Source organism: Bradyrhizobium sp. KZN70725 (assembly GCF_055264925.1).
On sequence record NZ_JBUYWT010000002.1, the window covers coordinates 61200 to 76800 of the forward strand.

Genomic DNA, 15601 nt, shown 5'->3' on the forward strand with positions numbered 1-15601 from the left:
GCGGGTCAAGCCCGCGCATGACGCGTTGAGTCTGAGGGCCCTTACGGCCGCGTCGACATGTTGCTCGGCGGACCAGCCTTGCGGATCGGTTCGCCGAGGCGCGCGAACTCGCAGAGCAGCGAGCGCGTCTTGCGCGGGTCGATCACCTCCTCGACCCAGAACTTCTCGGCCGAGCGGAACGGCGAGCGCAGCTTGTTGAGGCGATCCTCGATCTCGCGCAGCTTGGCGGCGGGATCGGCGGCCGCATCGATCTCGGCGCGATAGGCCGCCTCGATACCGCCTTCGAGCGGCAGCGAGCCCCAATAGGCCGACGGCCACGCATAGCGCATCGAGAAGCGGTTGGCCGGCTGATGCACCACGCCGGCGACGCCGAAGGCGTTGCGGATGATGATGGTGCACCACGGCACCGTGCTCTGGTTGACCGCCGCCATCGCCCGCACGCCGTGGCGGATGGTCGCCGTCTTCTCCGCCTCGAGCCCGATCATGAAGCCCGGGCAGTCCATCAGATAGACCACCGGCAGATGGAAGGTCTCGGCGAAGTCGACCCAGCGCACCACCTTCTGGCAGGCGTCAGCGGTCCACGAGCCGCCATAGTGGAACGGATCGCTGGCGAGCAGCAGCACCGCCCTGCCCTCGATCCGCGCCAATCCGGTGATGATCGGGCGGCCGAAATTGGTGCCGACCTCGAAGAACGAGCCCTTGTCGACGACGGCATCGATGATCGGCCGCATCTTGTAGACCTGCCGGCGGTTGCGCGGCACGGCGGTGAGCAGCGATTCCTCTGCACGTTCCGGATCGTCGGTGCAGGGAATGGTCGGCGGCAGGTCGTAGACCGACGACGGCAGATAGGACAGGAAACGCCGCGCATAGTCGAACGCCTCCTCTTCGGTCTCGACGGCCTGGTCGATCGCGCCGGCGCGGGTCTGGATGTCGGCGCCGCCGAGCTCTTGCTTGGTCAGATCCTGACCGAGGCGCTTCACCACCGGCGGGCCGGCGACGAACATCGCGGAGCTCTTGGTCATGACCGAGTAGTGGGTGGCGGCAAGCCGCGCGGCACCGAGGCCCGCGACCGAGCCGAGCCCGAGACCGACCACCGGCACGCGGGCCAAATTGGCGGTCGTGTACCAGTACCAGCGCGTACCGCCGACGCCGCCGGGCAGATTGGCCGCGCCCCTGGTCTCGATCGTCTTCACCGAGCCGCCGCCGCCGGAGCCCTCGATCACGCGAACGATCGGCAGGCGGAAGTCGTGCGCCATCTCCTCCGCCATCAACGGCTTGGCGGAAATCGATGCATCCGCCGAGCCGCCGCGCACGGTGAAGTCGTCGCCGACCACGACGACGGTGCGGCCGTCGACCCTGGCGCGGCCGAACACGCAGTTCGCCGGCGTCAGGTGCTTGAGTTCGTTGCTCTCGTCATATTCGGCAATGCCGGAGATGGCACCGACCTCATGGAAACTGTTCTGGTCGACGAGCTTGTCGATACGCTCACGAACCGTGAGCCGGCCCTGGTCGCGTTGCCGCTTGACCTTGTCAACGCCTCCCATCTCCCGCGCGAACGCTTCGCGGCGGGCGAGGTCGTCGAGTTCCGGCTTCCAGTTCATTCACTGCTCCCGTCTTGAGGATTTTGTTGTTGTTATGGGCGGTCACCGGAAGCGACTTGCGCTCGATCCGATTGCTGAAGATGTCGCCGTCGGCGCCTTCGAGCAGGCTGCCGAGCGCGGCCGCGAGCTCGACCATTTGCGGCGCGACCTCGCGATGCAGCCGCGCCTCGTCATACATCGCCGAGAGCAGGCCGATCGTGGTGACCACATAGGTCTGATACTGCGGCGACCACAGCGGCACCGCGACGCCGTTGATGTGCGGGCTCCACAGTCCGCAGGCGACGACGTAGCCGTGCTCCTGCAAATGCCGGCGGTTGGCCTCGATGCGCGGCGTCAGCATCTTGGCGCTGTCGGGCAACTCGCCTTCCATCTCGGCGATCAGCGCGTCGCCGACCGCGGGATCGAGCGCGGCCGTGTAGGCGTGGCCGGCCGCGGTGGTCGCCATCGAAATCCGGCTGCCGGTGGCCTCATGCAGGCCGAGCGCGTTCGCCGCGCGGGCGAACTCCAGATAGACCAGGTGAAAGCGGTCGGGGATGACGAAGCCCACCGTGCCGGGCAACTGATCGGCGACATCCTGCAGGCGCAGCCGGATCAGATTGCGCAGCTGCAGCCCCTTCATCATCGTGGTGCTCATCGCGACCGCGCTCGGGCCGATGCGATATTTCTGGTCGCGCGGCAGATAGACCAGCTGACCCATCCGCGTCAGCGTGTGCGTCAGCCGTGACACCGTCGAACGCGGCAGGCCGCAGCGGTTCGAGATCTCGAGATTGCCGAGCCGGGCCTCGTGTCCCTCGAAGCACCGCAACACATCGAAGGCGCGCGACACCACCTGGATGACATCGCCATCGCCTGTCTCGCTGGCGAGCATTCCCTGCCTGCTAAGCCGTTCCGAGCGCCTTCCCATCTGTTTGGCTCCATTCCGCCCTGCGGAATAAAATTCCACTTGCAGAAGAAGCTACCTCAGGCAATCTGCCGCCACAACAAAAAGCCGTTCGCCGGATGAAATTTCCGCAAGACGGTATCGGAGAGTGGAATGCCAGAGATCAAGGTTGTGACCGAAGTTGCCGGGCGCGTTTGCGCGCTTCCTGTCGAGACCGGCAGCAGCATCGGCAATGGCGACGAGATTGCGTTCGTCGAAGCGATGAAGATGGAAATACCGGTCACGTCGACGACAGCAGGCAAAATCAAGTCGATTCTGGTCAAGATCGACGATGTCATCGCCGAAGGCCAGGCGGTCGCGATCGTCGAGACCTGAGATCCCACCCCTGCCATCCGGCCGCGACAATCTGTCCGGTGATGCAGCGGCCGAAATCGCCGGCTTGCGCCGGAGGTAGCGTTGCCATCGCCGGATCACGATGCAATCATTCCGCCCGGAAAAGTTTCGCACAGCGAAACAAAGGGAGGAATTATGATCCATCGGCTGATGGCGCTCGCGCCTGCCGCTCTTGCCGGCATTTCGATCTTCGCTGCCCTGCCCGCCTCGGCCGACGACATCAAGCTGCCGCCGACCATGGCGGTGACCGCCTACGACACCGGCACCGCCGGCTTCAACATCGCGGTCGGCGTCGGCAAGATGATGAAGGACAAATACGGCACCGACGTCCGCGTGCTGCCGGCCGGCAACGACGTCGCGCGGCTCGCGCCGCTGCGCGCCAAGCGCGCGGTCTCCTCGGCGATGGGATCGGGGACCTATTTCGCGCAGGAAGGCGTGTTCGAGTTCGGCGCCAAGGAGTGGGGCCCGCAGCCGCTGCAGCTCATGCTGTCGTCGGTCGACTGCAATTGCGGCGCGCTCGGCGTGGCAGCCGATGCCGGCGTCAAGGAAATGAAAGACCTTCGCGGCAAGCGCGTCGGCTTCGTGGTCGGCTCGCCGGCGCTGAACCAGAACTCGCTCGCGATGCTCGCGTTCGGCGGCCTCACCCAGAAGGACGTCAAGATCGTCGAGTTCGCAAGCTATGGGGCGATGTGGAAAGGCCTGATCAACAACGACACCGATGCCGCCTTCGGCACCACGATCACCGGCCCCGCCAAGGAAGCCGAGACCTCGCCGCGCGGCCTGATGTGGCCGCCGCTGCCCGCCGACGACAAGGAAGGCTGGGCACGGGTGAAAAAGGTCGGCTCGTTCTTCTTCCCGCAAACCGCAACCTGCGGCGCCGGCATCTCGCCGGACAAGCCGATCCAGCTCGGCAATTACCCCTACCCGATCTTCGTCGCCTATGCGGCGCAGCCGGTCGACCAGATCTACGCGATCACCAAGGCGATGATCGTCAACTACGACGCCTACAAGGATTCGGCGCCCGGCGCCGCCGGGCTCGGCGCCGACCGGCAGACCAAGAACTGGGTCGTCCCCGTGCATCCCGGCGCGGTGAAGGCGCTCAAGGAAACCGGCCACTGGAGCGACGAGCAGGACGCGCACAACAACACGCTTTACAAGCGCCAGGAGGTGCTGGCCGCCGCCTGGACGGATTACGGCAAGTCGAGCCCGCCGTCGGACGACAAGGCCTTCCTCGATGGCTGGATGAAGGCGCGCGCTGCCGCGCTTGCGAAAGCCAATATGCCCAATGGCTTTGAGTGAGACCCGCCAACGCGCGATGAGATCGGGTTAGTCGTCATCGCGCTTGCGCCCGTTCGAGCATGGTGCTTCCGGAAAACCGCTTCGCACTTTTCCGGATCATGCTCTAGGCTACGGGCAAAACGGACAACATTGGGGGATGCAATGCCCGAGAACGCCGCGGCTGCGCCTGCGAAAAGAATCGAGTTTGAAGATCCGCATGCCGGTCTCGACAATCTGCAGGAGGCCGAGGTCACGCGCGTGCGCACCCTGCGCGGGGTGTGGCGCTGGGCGCTGGTGGTCGCAACCGCCGCAACCATCCTGCTCTGCATCAACCAGCAATTCTCGCTGCGCTTCTTCATCGACTACACCCAGCTCAACACCGAATATTTCTATCTCTTGATCGCGCTGATGCTGCCCTTCACGTTCCTGATCTTCCCCGGATCGGAGCGCGCGCCGCTGAACCGCATTCCCTGGTATGACCTCGCGCTCGCCGTCGCGACCTTCGCCGCCTCGATCTGGCTGATGCTGAACGTGCGCAAGGCGGCGCAATATGGCTGGGAGTCCGACGGCGCCCCGAGGAACGTCATCATCGCCGGCCTCGTGATGTGGGTGATGCTGATGGAGGCGCTGCGCCGGACCGGCGGCTGGAGCCTCCTGCTCAGCGTGCTGCCCTTCACCGTCTATCCGCTGTTCGCCGAGGCCAGCTGGCTCGGGCCGTTCCGCGGCTCGCAGCTGACGCTCGACCAGACCACCGCCTATCACGTGTTGTCCGGCGAGAGCCTGCTCGGCATTCCGATCCAGGCCTTCGCCGATACCGTGATCGGCTTCCTGGTGTTCGGCACCGCGCTGATGATGACCGGCGCCGGAAAATTCTTCATCAACCTCGCCTTCGCGCTGTGCGGCACGTTCCGCGGCGGTGCCGCCAAGGTCTGCATCTTCGCGTCCGGCCTGCTCGGCATGATGTCGGGCTCGATCGTTTCCAACGTGCTGACCGCCGGCACCATGACGATCCCGGTCATGAAGAAGAGCGGCTTCCGCGCCTCCTATGCCGGCGCGATCGAGGCCTGCGCCTCCACCGGCGCCGTGCTGGCGCCGCCGGTGATGGGCGCCACCGCGTTCGTGATCGCGCAGTTCCTCAATATCAGCTACGCGGAGGTCGCGGTGGCCGCGATCATTCCTGCGGCGCTCTACTATGTCGGCCTGTTCATGCAGGTCGACTCCTACGCCGCACGCCACGGGCTGAAGGGCATTCCGCGCGCCGAGCTGCCGCGCGTGATGGATACGATCAAGAACGGCTGGTATTACGTCTTCGTCATTGCGCTCCTGATCGTGATGCTGCTGTATTTCAAGCGCGAAAGCCACGCGCCGTTCTACGCCACCGCGCTGCTGCTGGTGCTGAACCAGATCTTCTCCAAGGAGAGCCGCTGGACGCTCGGGACGATCGGAAAATTCCTCGAGGTCAATGGCCGCACCTTCGTCGAGCTGGTCGGCATCCTCGCCGGTTGCGGTCTGCTGATCGGGGCGTTCTCGATGACCGGCGTGGTCTCGAGCCTGGCCAACGATCTTTTGACGCTTGCGGGCGACAACGCGTTCCTGCTGCTCGTGATGTGCGCCTTCACCAGCCTGATCCTCGGCCTCGGGCTGACCACCACCGCCTGCTACATCTTCCTCGCCATCCTGGTCGCGCCCGCGCTGGAGAAGCTCGGGCTGAACCGGATGGCGGTGCACATGTTCATCTTCTATTGGGGCATGCTGTCGTCGATCACCCCGCCGGTGGCGATCGCCTCCTTCGCTGCGGCCGGCATCGCCGGCTCGCCCGCGATGAAGACCGGATGGGAATCGATGTGGGTCGGCAGCATCATCTATTTCATCCCGTTCTTCTTCGTGCTGAACCCGGCGCTGGTGATGCAGGGACCGAGCCCCTATCTCGCCGGCCTCGGCCTGATGGCGCTCGCGGCCTGCGGCACGCTGTTCATCTGCGGCGGCATCCAGGGCTACCAGGCCTTCGTCGGCGACCTCCGCGGCGCCGGTGCCCTGGAATGGCCGCTCCGGGTGCTGCTGGTGATCGGCGGCTTCGTGCTCGCGACGCCAGGCGGCGGCATCAACCCGCTGTCGCAACTGCAGGTGTCGCTGCTGGGGCTCGCGATCCTCGCCCCGACGGTTTTGATCGCCTTGCTGCTGGTCCGCCGTCAGGCGCTGGTTCCGAACCAGTTGCGCGCGCCTTGATTGCGTTGCACAACAGGAGGCGATGAAACGATCGCCTCCTCCCGTCACCGCCACCACCACGGCTTGGTCCAGCTCGAAGCCGCCGCTGCTGCGGTTTCTGCACACTTGTTACGCAGACTTCCTGCCGGAGGCCGCGGGCGCGGTTGCCGACTACATCCCCGAGCTCGGCAAGGCCGACCCTGCCCATTTCGGCATCAGCCTGGCGACGCTCGACGGCCACGTCTACGAGGTCGGCGACACCAGGGTGCCGTTCACCATCCAGTCGATGTCGAAGCCGTTCGTGTTCGCGCTGGCGCTGGACACGCTGGGCGCCGAACGGGTGGAAAGCGTGATCGGCGTCGAGCCGTCCGGCGACCCCTTCAACTCGATCCGGCTCAATGCCGAGAACCATCCGTTCAATGCGATGGTCAATGCCGGCGCGATCGCCTGCTCCGGCCTGCTCCACGCCGACAAGGGCGACGGCGCGTTCGACTACATCCGCCAGGCGCTCGGCCGCTTCGCCGGACGTGAACTCGATATCGACGAGGCGGTCTATGCCTCCGAGAGCGCCACCGGCGACCGCAACCGGGCGATCGGTTATCTGCTGCGCACCAACAGCGTGATCACCGAGAACGTGCCTGCGGTGCTCGACGTCTATTTCCGGCAATGCTCCATCCTGGTCACCGCACGCGACACCGCCGTGATGGCGGCGACGCTCGCCAATCGCGGCATCAACCCGCTGACAGAGGAGCAGGTGGTGACGCCCTACGCCATCGCGCGCACGCTATCGGTGATGACCTCGTCGGGCATGTACGACTATGCCGGCGAATGGATCTACCGCGTCGGCATTCCCGCCAAGAGCGGCGTCGGCGGCGGCATTCTGGCGGCACTGCCGGCGCGGCTGGGGCTCGGCAGCTATTCGCCAAAACTCGACAAGCACGGCAACAGCGTGCGCGGCATCAAGGTGTGCGAGACGCTGTCGGCGCATTACGACCTGCATATGCTCAACCGCAGCGACGACGCACGCCACAGCATCATCGCCGACTACAATATCGGCAAGAACCCGTCGCGGCGGGTGCGCCGGCCGCAGGAGCAGGAGATCCTGGCAAGGCACTTCCAGGAGGTCCGAGTGATCGAGCTGGTCGGCACCCTGTCGCTCTCCAATGTCGACTATGTCTCGCGCCGCCTCGCCGGCAGCCCGCGGCCCGAATTCGTGATCTTCGATCTGCGCCGCGTCACCGCGACGACCCGCGCCGGCGCAAGGCTGGTGGCCGAAGCTTTCCAGGAGCTCGCCGAGCTCGGCGTCACCGTGATCCTGTCCGGCATCAAGCGGACCTCGCGCGAATGGGCCACGATCAGCGAGTGGACCAGGCGGCTCGGCAATATCAGGGATTTCTATCTGCTCGACACCGCGATCGAGTGGGCCGAGGACCAGATCGTCTACCGCTATGGCGGCTCGATCGACTTCCTCGAGACCACGGAGCTTTCCGAGCAGCCGCTGCTCGCCGGATTGAGCGAAGCCGAGATCGCCGATCTCACCTCGATTTGCACGGTCCGGACCTACCAGCAGAATGAAAAGGTCATCGCCGCGGGCAGCGAGGCCACCTCGCTGTTCTTCCTCCGCAGCGGCGTGGTCCACGTCACCCTGCCGGACGGCATCCGGCTCGCGACGCTGACTGCCGGCATGGCGTTCGGCGAGATGGCGCTGCTGGAGCCGAAGCGGGTCGCGGACGTGGTCGCCGACATGTCGGCGACCACCTACGAAGTGACGATCGAGGATTTCGAGCGCTTCCGCGAGCGACATCCGCGCGCCGGCGAGCGGATCATGCGCAACCTCGCGCAGATCCTCGCCGAACGGCTGATCCTGGCGAATGCAAAGGTGGATCTGCTGACGTCGGGGTAGGTCTCTCTGTTCTCCCTCTCCCCGCCCTTCGCGGGGAGAGGGTCGGGGTGAGGGGCTGCATCCGCAAAATAACTTCGAGTTAGACTCGCGGAGATTCCCCCTCACCCGGACCGCATTCCGCTTCGCTGCATGCGCTCCGGCCTCTCCCCGCAGGCGGGGCGAGGCGAAGGACTCCGCGACGCGATCCGCTCAGCTCACTACTTCCGTCACCGGCTGCATGTCGATCTCGAAGGTCTCGAGAAATTTCGACGTCATGATGTAGAAGCCGACCGAGAGTTGCAGCTCGATCAGCGCGGCCGGCGTCAGCTTCACTGCGATCGCCCTGAAGGTGGCGTCGGTCGGCTTCTTGAGCTTGACGATCTCGTCGGTGAAGGCGAGCGCCGCGCGCTGCACATCGTTGAAGCAGGTCGCGGACCGCCAATCCTCGAGCGCGGCGTTCTGCTCGTCGGTGACGCCGACATTCTTGCCGATCCGCTTGTGCGCGACGATCTCGTAGGGCGCCTCGCAGAGAATGCCGGTGCGCGTGATCGCAAGCTCGCGGACGACGGGATCGAGCTCGCCCTTGTGGCGGATCGCGCCGCCGAGCCGGCAATACTGTTCAAAGTAGCTTGGCGAATGCGCCATCATGCGAAAGATATTGGCGTTGCGGTTCTTGTCGAGGATCTCGCGGGTCCGCGGGCTTGCCTTCGCGGGATCGGAGTAGTCGATACGGGCCATTTCCTAACCTTGATCTTGCCGTCGTTTCTGTCGGGTTCCGAAACACTAGAGCTTTTTCCGTTCCGATGAAATCGGAACGGGGCCCTAGATCCTTGTTTCGACGCGTTTTCTTCACGCGAACCGATATCCACTTCGCTCGAAAACGCTCTGTACGGGCTGCTGTCGCAGGAGCGACACGCGCGAGTCAAATTGCCGCCGCATTCCCAGACAACGCTGTCACAGTCGATATTCGCTGAGTGGGGACTCGTCAAAAGCGAATACTCGACGCGGGGTGTTCCGAGTAAAAAATCCGGCCGTCTTGCGCGCAATTTGCGCAACGATGAGTCACGCCCAAGTCTAGGGGAAACGCATGAAGGAAGCCACCAAGAGGGCGGCCTCGGAAGCGCTTGCGCAAATGCTGGCGGTGACGGCAATGCTCGTCATCGCCAGCGTGATCTTTTATTGGCACTGAGGCATGATCCCGAAAAGTGTGTAGCGGTTTTCGGAAAGATCATGCCCAAAATGATCCGCAAACTATGAGGGGCAAGAGCGAACCTGTTCAGCCTGGTCTTGCGTTCTGACTGGATCGTTCAGCCCCTCATTTCGCCTTTGCGAAATATGGAACCAGCCTCCCCGCGAATTGCGTGAAGCGCGCCGCGACCTTGTCGCCGATGGCAAGGTCGTTGTCGCCATGGGCCATCATGCGAAAGCCTTCGTCGGCATCGACAAGCACGATGTTGTAGGGCACATGCGCCCGCGCCTCCGGCGTCGCGGCGCGGCAGACCAGCGAGGTCGCATACACCGTCCCTGCCCCACTCGCGCGATGCTCGGCAAGATCTGGCGAACCGCATGCGGCGCAAAAGCTGCGGCGGAAATATTGCCGCGCGCCGCAGCCGTTGCAGGTCTGGTAGACGATGGCTTCAGTGCCCTTGGTCCAGTCCACGATCGGTCCGCTCATCGCACGCGCTCCAGGAACATGCTGACATGCGACGACAGCACGCCGCCATCGCCGTGCAGAAGCGCCACCGAGGCGTCGCGCACCTGACGATTTTCGGCGCGGCCGGTCATCTGCAGATGGGTCTCGATCAGATGCGCCATCGCGCCGCCGACGCCGCAATGGCCGTAGCTGAGCAGGCCGCCATGGGTGTTGAGCGGCATCTCGCCATCCTGATTGAAATAGCCGGCGCGCACCCGCGCCGCCGCCTCGCCGCGTCCGGCAAGGCCGAGATCCTCCAGCAGCATCGCGAGCGTGATCGTGAAGCTGTCATAGACCGCGGCGTAGCGCACGTCCGGGATCGCGACGCCCGCCGCCTGCTTCGCTTTCGCGATCGAAATCTCGGCGCCGAGTTCGCTCAGCGCAGGCGCTGCGGTGACGTGCTGATGGGTGTGTGCCTGGGCGCAGCCGCGGACGCGGACCTGCCGCTCGCCGGTCGGCTCGCGGCTGATCACACAGGCCGCACCGCCGTCCGACACCGGGCAGCAGTCGAGCAGCTTGAGCGGCATCGCCACGGGCTTGGAGGCCATCACGTCGGCAACCGTGATCGGCTCGTGGAATTGCGCGCCGGGATGCGTCAGCGCGTGCTTGCGCATCAGCACCGCGAACTCGGCGAGGTCTACCTGCGTGAGGCCGTATTCATGCATGTAGCGCGTTGCGACCAGGCCGTAATAGGCCGGGATCGTCGGCCCCAGCGTCACCTCGTAGTCGGGATGGCCGACCTGGGCCAGCGCCTGGATCGAGGCGTCCCGGCTCTGCCCGGTTAGCCGGTTCTCGCCGCCGACCACCAGCACGTGTTTTGCAACACCGGCGTCGACCAGGTGATGCGCCAGCATGGTCATCGCAAGCCCGGTGGCGCCGCCGACCTGCACGGCGTGCGCGTAAGCCGGGCGAATGCCGAAGTGCTCGGCGAAGACCGTGGCCAGCATGATGTGCGGCGAGACCGTGGAGTAGCCGCAGAGGATGCCGTCGATCTCGGAGCGCTTCAGCCCGGCATCCGAGATCGCAAGCTCGGCCGCCTTGCTCATCAGGTCGAGCGAGGACAAGCCCTCATGCTTGCCGTAGGACGTGAGGCCGACGCCGGTCACGAAGCTCATTTCAGCGCACCTATCTCAGAGCGTCATTCCGGGGCGATGCGAAGCATCGAACCCGGAATCTCGAGATTCCGGGTCTGGTCCTTCGGACCATCCCGGAATGACAACCTACAATGACTTGCGTCATCTCAATACGACTTCGGAAGGCCGAGCACCTTCTCGCCGATGAAGCTGAGGATCAGCTGTGGACTGATCGGCGCGATGCGCGGGATCAGCGATTCCCGCAAGTAGCGCTCGACGTGGTACTCCTTGGCGTAGCCGAAGCCGCCATGGGTCATCACCGCTTGCTCGCAGGCATGGAAGCCGGCTTCCGCCGCGAGATATTTTGCGGAGTTCGCCGCGGGGCCGCAGGGCAGGTTCTGGTCATACTGCCAGCCGGCGCGCAGCACCATCAGCCAGGCTGCCTCCAGTTCCATCCAGCACTTCGCCAGCGGATGCTGGATCGCCTGGTTCATGCCGATCGGCCGGTTGAACACGATGCGGCCCTTGGCATATTCCGACGCCCGCTTCAGCGCGATCTGGCCGAGGCCGACGGCTTCAGCCGCGATCAGGATGCGCTCGGGATTCATGCCGTGCAGGATGTATTCGAAGCCGCGGCCCTCCTCGCCGATACGGTCTTCGACCGGGATCTCGAAATTCTCGAAGAACAGCTCGTTGGAATCGACTGGCTTGCGGCCCATCTTCTCGATCTCGTGCACGGTGACGCGCTTGCGGTCGAAATCGGTGTAGAACAGGCTGAGGCCATGGGTCGGGCTGCGCACCTCCTCCAGCGGCGTGGTGCGCGCGAGCAGCAGGATCTTGTTGGCGACCTGGGCGGTCGAGATCCACACCTTCTGGCCGTTGACGATGTATTTGTCGCCCTGGCGCACCGCGCGGGTCTTGAGCTGCGTGGTGTTGAGGCCGGTGTTCGGCTCGGTCACCGCGAAGCAGGACTTGTCGCGGCCGCCGATGATCGGCGGCAGCATGCGCTGGCACTGCTCCTTGGTGCCGAACACCACCACCGGATTGAGCCCGAACACGTTCATATGCACCGCGGACGCGCCGGACATGCCGGCACCGGATTCGGAGATCGTGCGCATCATGATCGCGGCATCGGTGATGCCGAGCCCGGAGCCGCCATATTCCTCGGGGATGCAGATGCCGAGCCAGCCGGCATCGGCCAGCGCGCGGTGGAAGTCGGCCGGATAGCCGCCCTCCTTGTCCTTCTTCAGCCAGTAGGCTTCGTCAAAGCGCGAGCAGATCTTGGCGACGGCATCGCGGATCGATTCCTGGTTGGCGGAGAGTGCGAAATCCATCTGTCGTGCTCCTATGCCTGCACCGCTTTGGCCGCGCCGTCGCGCACCATCGCCGCGATCTCCTCGGTGGAGAAGCCTGCCTCCCGCAAAATCTCCGCGCTGTGCTCGCCGAGCCGTGGCGCCAGCCGGCTCGGCTCGACCTTGGTCTCCGACCACCGCGCCGACGGCGTCATGCTGCGGATCCGCCCCTCGGTCGGATGATCGACCACGGGGAAGACGCCGGTCGCGACCATATGCGGGTCCTCCAGCAGGCTCTCGAGATCGTGCATCGGCATTACCGGCACGTCGGCCTTTTCGAGGATCCCGTTCCACTCGGCGGTCGTCTTGGTCTGCAGGATGCGCGCGAGCTCGGCGTAGACGACATCGATATTGGTGGCGCGGCCGGCGAAGGTCGCGAATTTCGGATCGCTGCGCAGATCGTCGCGGCCGGTCGCCTTGAAGAAGTTCTCCCACTGCTTGTCGTTGTAGACGATCACGCAGATATAGCCGTCGAGCGTCTTGTATGGCCGCCGGTCCGGCGACAGATGGCGCGCATAGCCGCCCTTGTCGAGCGGCGGATCGTAGGTCAACCCGCCCATGTGATCGCCCATGACGAAGCCGGCCATGGTCTCGAACATCGGAATATCGACGCGTTGGCCCTGCCCGGTGCGATCGCGATGCACAAGGCTCGCACAGATCGCGCCGACCGCGGTGAGGCCGACGATGCGATCCACCAGCGCGTTCGGCACATAGCGCGGCACGCCGTCCGAGGTTTGCGCCATCAGCGCCGGCAGCGCGGTCGCGCCCTGGATCAGATCGTCATAGGCGGGCTTGGCGGCATAAGGTCCCTCCTGGCCGAAGCCGAACACGCCGGCATAGATCAGCCGCGGGTTGACCTTGGAAACGACGTCATAGCCGAGCTGCAGCCGCGCCATCGCCTGCGGGCGCACATTGTAGACCAGCACGTCGGCCTTCGCGATCAGCCGCAGCACCGCCTCGCGCCCCGCCGGCTTCTTCAGATCGAGGCAGACCGAGCGCTTGCTGCGATTGGTGTTGAGGAACACCGGTCCCATGCCGGGATGCCGCGTCGGACCGATCTGCCGCGTCACGTCGCCGTCGGGGGATTCCACCTTGATGACGTCGGCGCCGTAATCGCCCAGCATCTGCGTGGCGTAGGGTCCCATCAGCACGGTCGTCATGTCGACGACCTTGATACCCTGCAGTGGTCCCATCGTCTTGTTAGCTCCCGGATGTCGTGGTTATAGAGCTAGTAACGGGAGCTATTCCAAGAGATCAAGCTGCGCCGGGCGTATGGGCGTATGCATGGCTGCGGCCGGGCCGCTTCCGTGCGGCGGAACGCAGGCTGGGCAAAACGAAGCGTATTCACCGCCGCCCTTATGCCGGCGACTGCCCCGTCATCACCTCGCGCGCCTTCAGGAGCTTTTCCAGTTCCGCATTCTGCTGCTCGAGCCGCTCGGCGATGCGCTCCTCGACTTCGGCGCCGGCTGCGCCTGCGGCCTGCTCGATCAGCTGCCTGATATTGTCCCGGAGGATCGCGATGCGATCGTTCACTTCCGACAGCGACAGAGACGTCTCGATTCCCATGGTCCGTTCTCCCGGTGACAAGCACAGGCAGCTTAGCGCGGCGGGAGGTCCGGGCATATCCCTTAACCGCCTTAGTGACCCCAATCCCTACTGTGCATGGGGTTGTCTTCGATGTTTTCGATTCAACCCAGGCTCGCCCCGCTTTAGCCCATGCCTTCCAGCATCTCCCGCAGCGCGGTCTTCAGCACCTTGCCGTAATTGTTCTTCGGCAGGGCATCGAGATAGACATAGCGCTTCGGCCGCTTGAAGCGGGCGATCGAGGCAAGGCAATGCGCGTCGAGCTTGCCGTCGTCGGCGGCGGCGCCGTCCGCGAGCACGACGCAGGCGACGACGATCTCGCCCCATTCCGGATCCGGCACACCGACGGCCGAGACCTCGCTGACATCGGGATGGGTCAGCAGGGCTTCCTCGACCTCGCGCGGATAGATGTTGGTGCCGCCGGAGATGATCACGTCCTTGGAGCGGTCCGACAGCGTGAGGAAGCCGTCGGCGTCGAGCCGGCCGACATCGCCGGTGCGCAGCCAGCCGTCCTTCAATGTCTCGGCATTGGCCTTCGGATTGTTCCAGTAGCCGAGCATCACGGTCGCGCCCTTGACCTCGATCTCGCCGGTCTCCCCGGGAGGCAGCGGCGTGCCGTCCTTGTCGGTGATGCGCACGGTGACGACGCTCTGCGCCAGCCCGACTGAAGCCAGCGTTCGAGATAGCGCGGATGATCGCTCCGGGCGTGCCAGCCGCGCGACAGCGCCGTGATGGTCATCGGCGACTCGCCCTGGCCATAGATCTGCACGAAGCGCTGGCCCATCGTCGCCATCGCATCGGTGATGTCGGCCGTGTACATCGGACCACCGCCATAGATGATGGTGCGCAGCCCCTCGCCGTTCTCGCCGCGCTTCTTCGCGGCATCGACCAGGCGGCGCACCATCGTGGGGGCCGCGAACATCACGACATTGTCGAGCTGGCGGCCGAGGTTGAGCACCTCGTCAGGATCGAAGCCGCCGGACTCCGGCACGACGTGGCGGCCGCCCATCCGGACGTGCGGGAAATTGTAGAGGCCGGCGCCATGCGAGATCGGCGCGGCATAGAGCGAGGCATCGTGCGGCGTCGCCGGATCGACGTCGGCGAGATAGCACAGCGACATCGCGACCAGATTGCCGTGGCTGAGCATCACGCCCTTGGGACGGCCCGTGGTGCCCGATGTGTAGAACAGCCAGGCGAGATCGTTGTTTTCGCGCGGCAGCGGTGCAGGTGGCCCCTCGCCGCTTCGCATCGTCTTGTAAGCGTCGCTGTCGACCGACAGCGTGGTCATGCCGGCGGGGCAGTCGTCCTTCGCCTTGTTCAACGCACCGATCGTGTCATCGGAGACGAAGGCGAGCTCGGCACCGCCATTGCCGCAGATCCACGCCGCCTCGCGGCCGTGCAGCTTGGCGTTGATCGGGATCGCGGCGGCGCCGATCCACCAGATGCCGTAGAGGCATTCGAGATATTGCGTGCAGTTCGACGCAAACAGCGCGATGCGGTCGCCGGCGGCAATGCCGTGATCGCGCGCCAGCGCCGCCCCGATCGAGGCGGCGCGGCGGGCAAAGGTGGCGTAGTCGGCGTCGAGATCGAAACCGGTCAGCAGCGCCGGCGCGTCGGGACGCGCCCGTGCCGTCGCCGCCAGCCATTCGGCAATGTTCAA

The 15601-nt window shown here is 65.2% G+C and carries 12 protein-coding genes and 1 pseudogene; 4 read left to right on the forward strand and 9 right to left on the reverse strand.

What is annotated here, in order from left to right; all coding sequences use genetic code 11:
* Positions 1–41: 41 nt before the first annotated feature.
* Both ACZBJS_RS02180 and ACZBJS_RS02185 read right to left on the reverse strand, forming a co-directional pair.
* Positions 42–1601, reverse strand: a complete 1560-nt coding sequence (locus ACZBJS_RS02180; protein WP_463438297.1) for an acyl-CoA carboxylase subunit beta — start codon at positions 1599–1601, stop codon at positions 42–44.
* On the reverse strand, positions 1531–2505 hold the full coding sequence (locus tag ACZBJS_RS02185; protein ID WP_057019748.1) for an IclR family transcriptional regulator: 975 nt from the start codon (positions 2503–2505) through the stop codon (positions 1531–1533). Before ACZBJS_RS02185 ends, ACZBJS_RS02180 begins: the two co-directional genes overlap by 71 nt.
* 129 nt (positions 2506–2634) lie before the next feature.
* Here ACZBJS_RS02185 and ACZBJS_RS02190 point away from each other — a divergent pair, with 129 nt between their 5' ends.
* The 4 genes from ACZBJS_RS02190 to glsA all read left to right on the forward strand — a co-directional run bounded on the left by ACZBJS_RS02190 (position 2635) and on the right by glsA (position 8260).
* Positions 2635–2856, forward strand: a complete 222-nt coding sequence (locus tag ACZBJS_RS02190) for an acyl-CoA carboxylase biotin carboxyl carrier protein subunit (protein ID WP_076826552.1) — start codon at positions 2635–2637, stop codon at positions 2854–2856.
* A gap of 153 nt (positions 2857–3009) precedes the next feature.
* A complete protein-coding gene (locus tag ACZBJS_RS02195; RefSeq protein WP_076826550.1) occupies positions 3010–4173 on the forward strand; it encodes a TAXI family TRAP transporter solute-binding subunit in 1164 nt (387 codons plus the stop codon).
* 141 nt (positions 4174–4314) lie between these two features.
* Positions 4315–6378, forward strand: a complete 2064-nt coding sequence (locus tag ACZBJS_RS02200; protein WP_038384113.1) for a TRAP transporter permease — start codon at positions 4315–4317, stop codon at positions 6376–6378.
* Between the two features lie 22 nt (positions 6379–6400).
* A complete protein-coding gene (glsA, locus tag ACZBJS_RS02205; RefSeq protein ID WP_076826546.1) occupies positions 6401–8260 on the forward strand; it encodes a glutaminase A in 1860 nt (619 codons plus the stop codon).
* A gap of 189 nt (positions 8261–8449) precedes the next feature.
* Here glsA and ACZBJS_RS02210 read toward each other — a convergent pair whose 3' ends face one another.
* The 7 genes and pseudogenes from ACZBJS_RS02210 to ACZBJS_RS02240 form a co-directional block, all read right to left on the reverse strand.
* Entirely contained in the window at positions 8450–8977 is a 528-nt protein-coding gene (locus ACZBJS_RS02210; RefSeq protein ID WP_076826544.1) for a carboxymuconolactone decarboxylase family protein, read from the reverse strand.
* A 577-nt stretch (positions 8978–9554) separates the two neighbouring features.
* Positions 9555–9914 (reverse strand): Zn-ribbon domain-containing OB-fold protein, encoded by a 360-nt coding sequence (locus ACZBJS_RS02215; RefSeq protein ID WP_076826541.1) that lies wholly within the window; start codon positions 9912–9914, stop codon positions 9555–9557.
* Positions 9911–11047 carry a thiolase family protein gene (locus ACZBJS_RS02220; RefSeq protein ID WP_076826540.1) on the reverse strand — a complete coding sequence of 379 codons (1137 nt, stop codon included), beginning with the start codon at positions 11045–11047 and terminating at the stop codon, positions 9911–9913. The genes ACZBJS_RS02215 and ACZBJS_RS02220 overlap by 4 nt, the downstream gene beginning before the upstream one ends.
* A 125-nt stretch (positions 11048–11172) precedes the next feature.
* On the reverse strand, positions 11173–12339 hold the full coding sequence (locus ACZBJS_RS02225) for an acyl-CoA dehydrogenase family protein (protein WP_463438298.1): 1167 nt from the start codon (positions 12337–12339) through the stop codon (positions 11173–11175).
* An 11-nt stretch (positions 12340–12350) separates the two neighbouring features.
* A complete protein-coding gene (locus ACZBJS_RS02230) occupies positions 12351–13550 on the reverse strand; it encodes a CaiB/BaiF CoA transferase family protein (RefSeq protein WP_057019740.1) in 1200 nt (399 codons plus the stop codon).
* Between the two features lie 163 nt (positions 13551–13713).
* A complete protein-coding gene (locus tag ACZBJS_RS02235; RefSeq protein WP_057019739.1) occupies positions 13714–13923 on the reverse strand; it encodes a hypothetical protein in 210 nt (69 codons plus the stop codon).
* 143 nt (positions 13924–14066) lie between these two features.
* A pseudogene (locus tag ACZBJS_RS02240) lies at positions 14067–15601 on the reverse strand (class I adenylate-forming enzyme family protein).

Coding starts and splice junctions, on each gene's coding strand:
- ACZBJS_RS02180 (WP_463438297.1), bottom strand. CDS start 1,601: ATGAACTGGAAGCCGGAACTCGACGACCTCGCCCGCCGCGAAGCGTTC.
- ACZBJS_RS02185 (WP_057019748.1), bottom strand. CDS start 2,505: ATGGGAAGGCGCTCGGAACGGCTTAGCAGGCAGGGAATGCTCGCCAGC.
- ACZBJS_RS02190 (WP_076826552.1), top strand. CDS start 2,635: ATGCCAGAGATCAAGGTTGTGACCGAAGTTGCCGGGCGCGTTTGCGCG.
- ACZBJS_RS02195 (WP_076826550.1), top strand. CDS start 3,010: ATGATCCATCGGCTGATGGCGCTCGCGCCTGCCGCTCTTGCCGGCATT.
- ACZBJS_RS02200 (WP_038384113.1), top strand. CDS start 4,315: ATGCCCGAGAACGCCGCGGCTGCGCCTGCGAAAAGAATCGAGTTTGAA.
- glsA (WP_076826546.1), top strand. CDS start 6,401: ATGAAACGATCGCCTCCTCCCGTCACCGCCACCACCACGGCTTGGTCC.
- ACZBJS_RS02210 (WP_076826544.1), bottom strand. CDS start 8,977: ATGGCCCGTATCGACTACTCCGATCCCGCGAAGGCAAGCCCGCGGACC.
- ACZBJS_RS02215 (WP_076826541.1), bottom strand. CDS start 9,914: ATGAGCGGACCGATCGTGGACTGGACCAAGGGCACTGAAGCCATCGTC.
- ACZBJS_RS02220 (WP_076826540.1), bottom strand. CDS start 11,047: ATGAGCTTCGTGACCGGCGTCGGCCTCACGTCCTACGGCAAGCATGAG.
- ACZBJS_RS02225 (WP_463438298.1), bottom strand. CDS start 12,339: ATGGATTTCGCACTCTCCGCCAACCAGGAATCGATCCGCGATGCCGTC.
- ACZBJS_RS02230 (WP_057019740.1), bottom strand. CDS start 13,550: ATGGGACCACTGCAGGGTATCAAGGTCGTCGACATGACGACCGTGCTG.
- ACZBJS_RS02235 (WP_057019739.1), bottom strand. CDS start 13,923: ATGGGAATCGAGACGTCTCTGTCGCTGTCGGAAGTGAACGATCGCATC.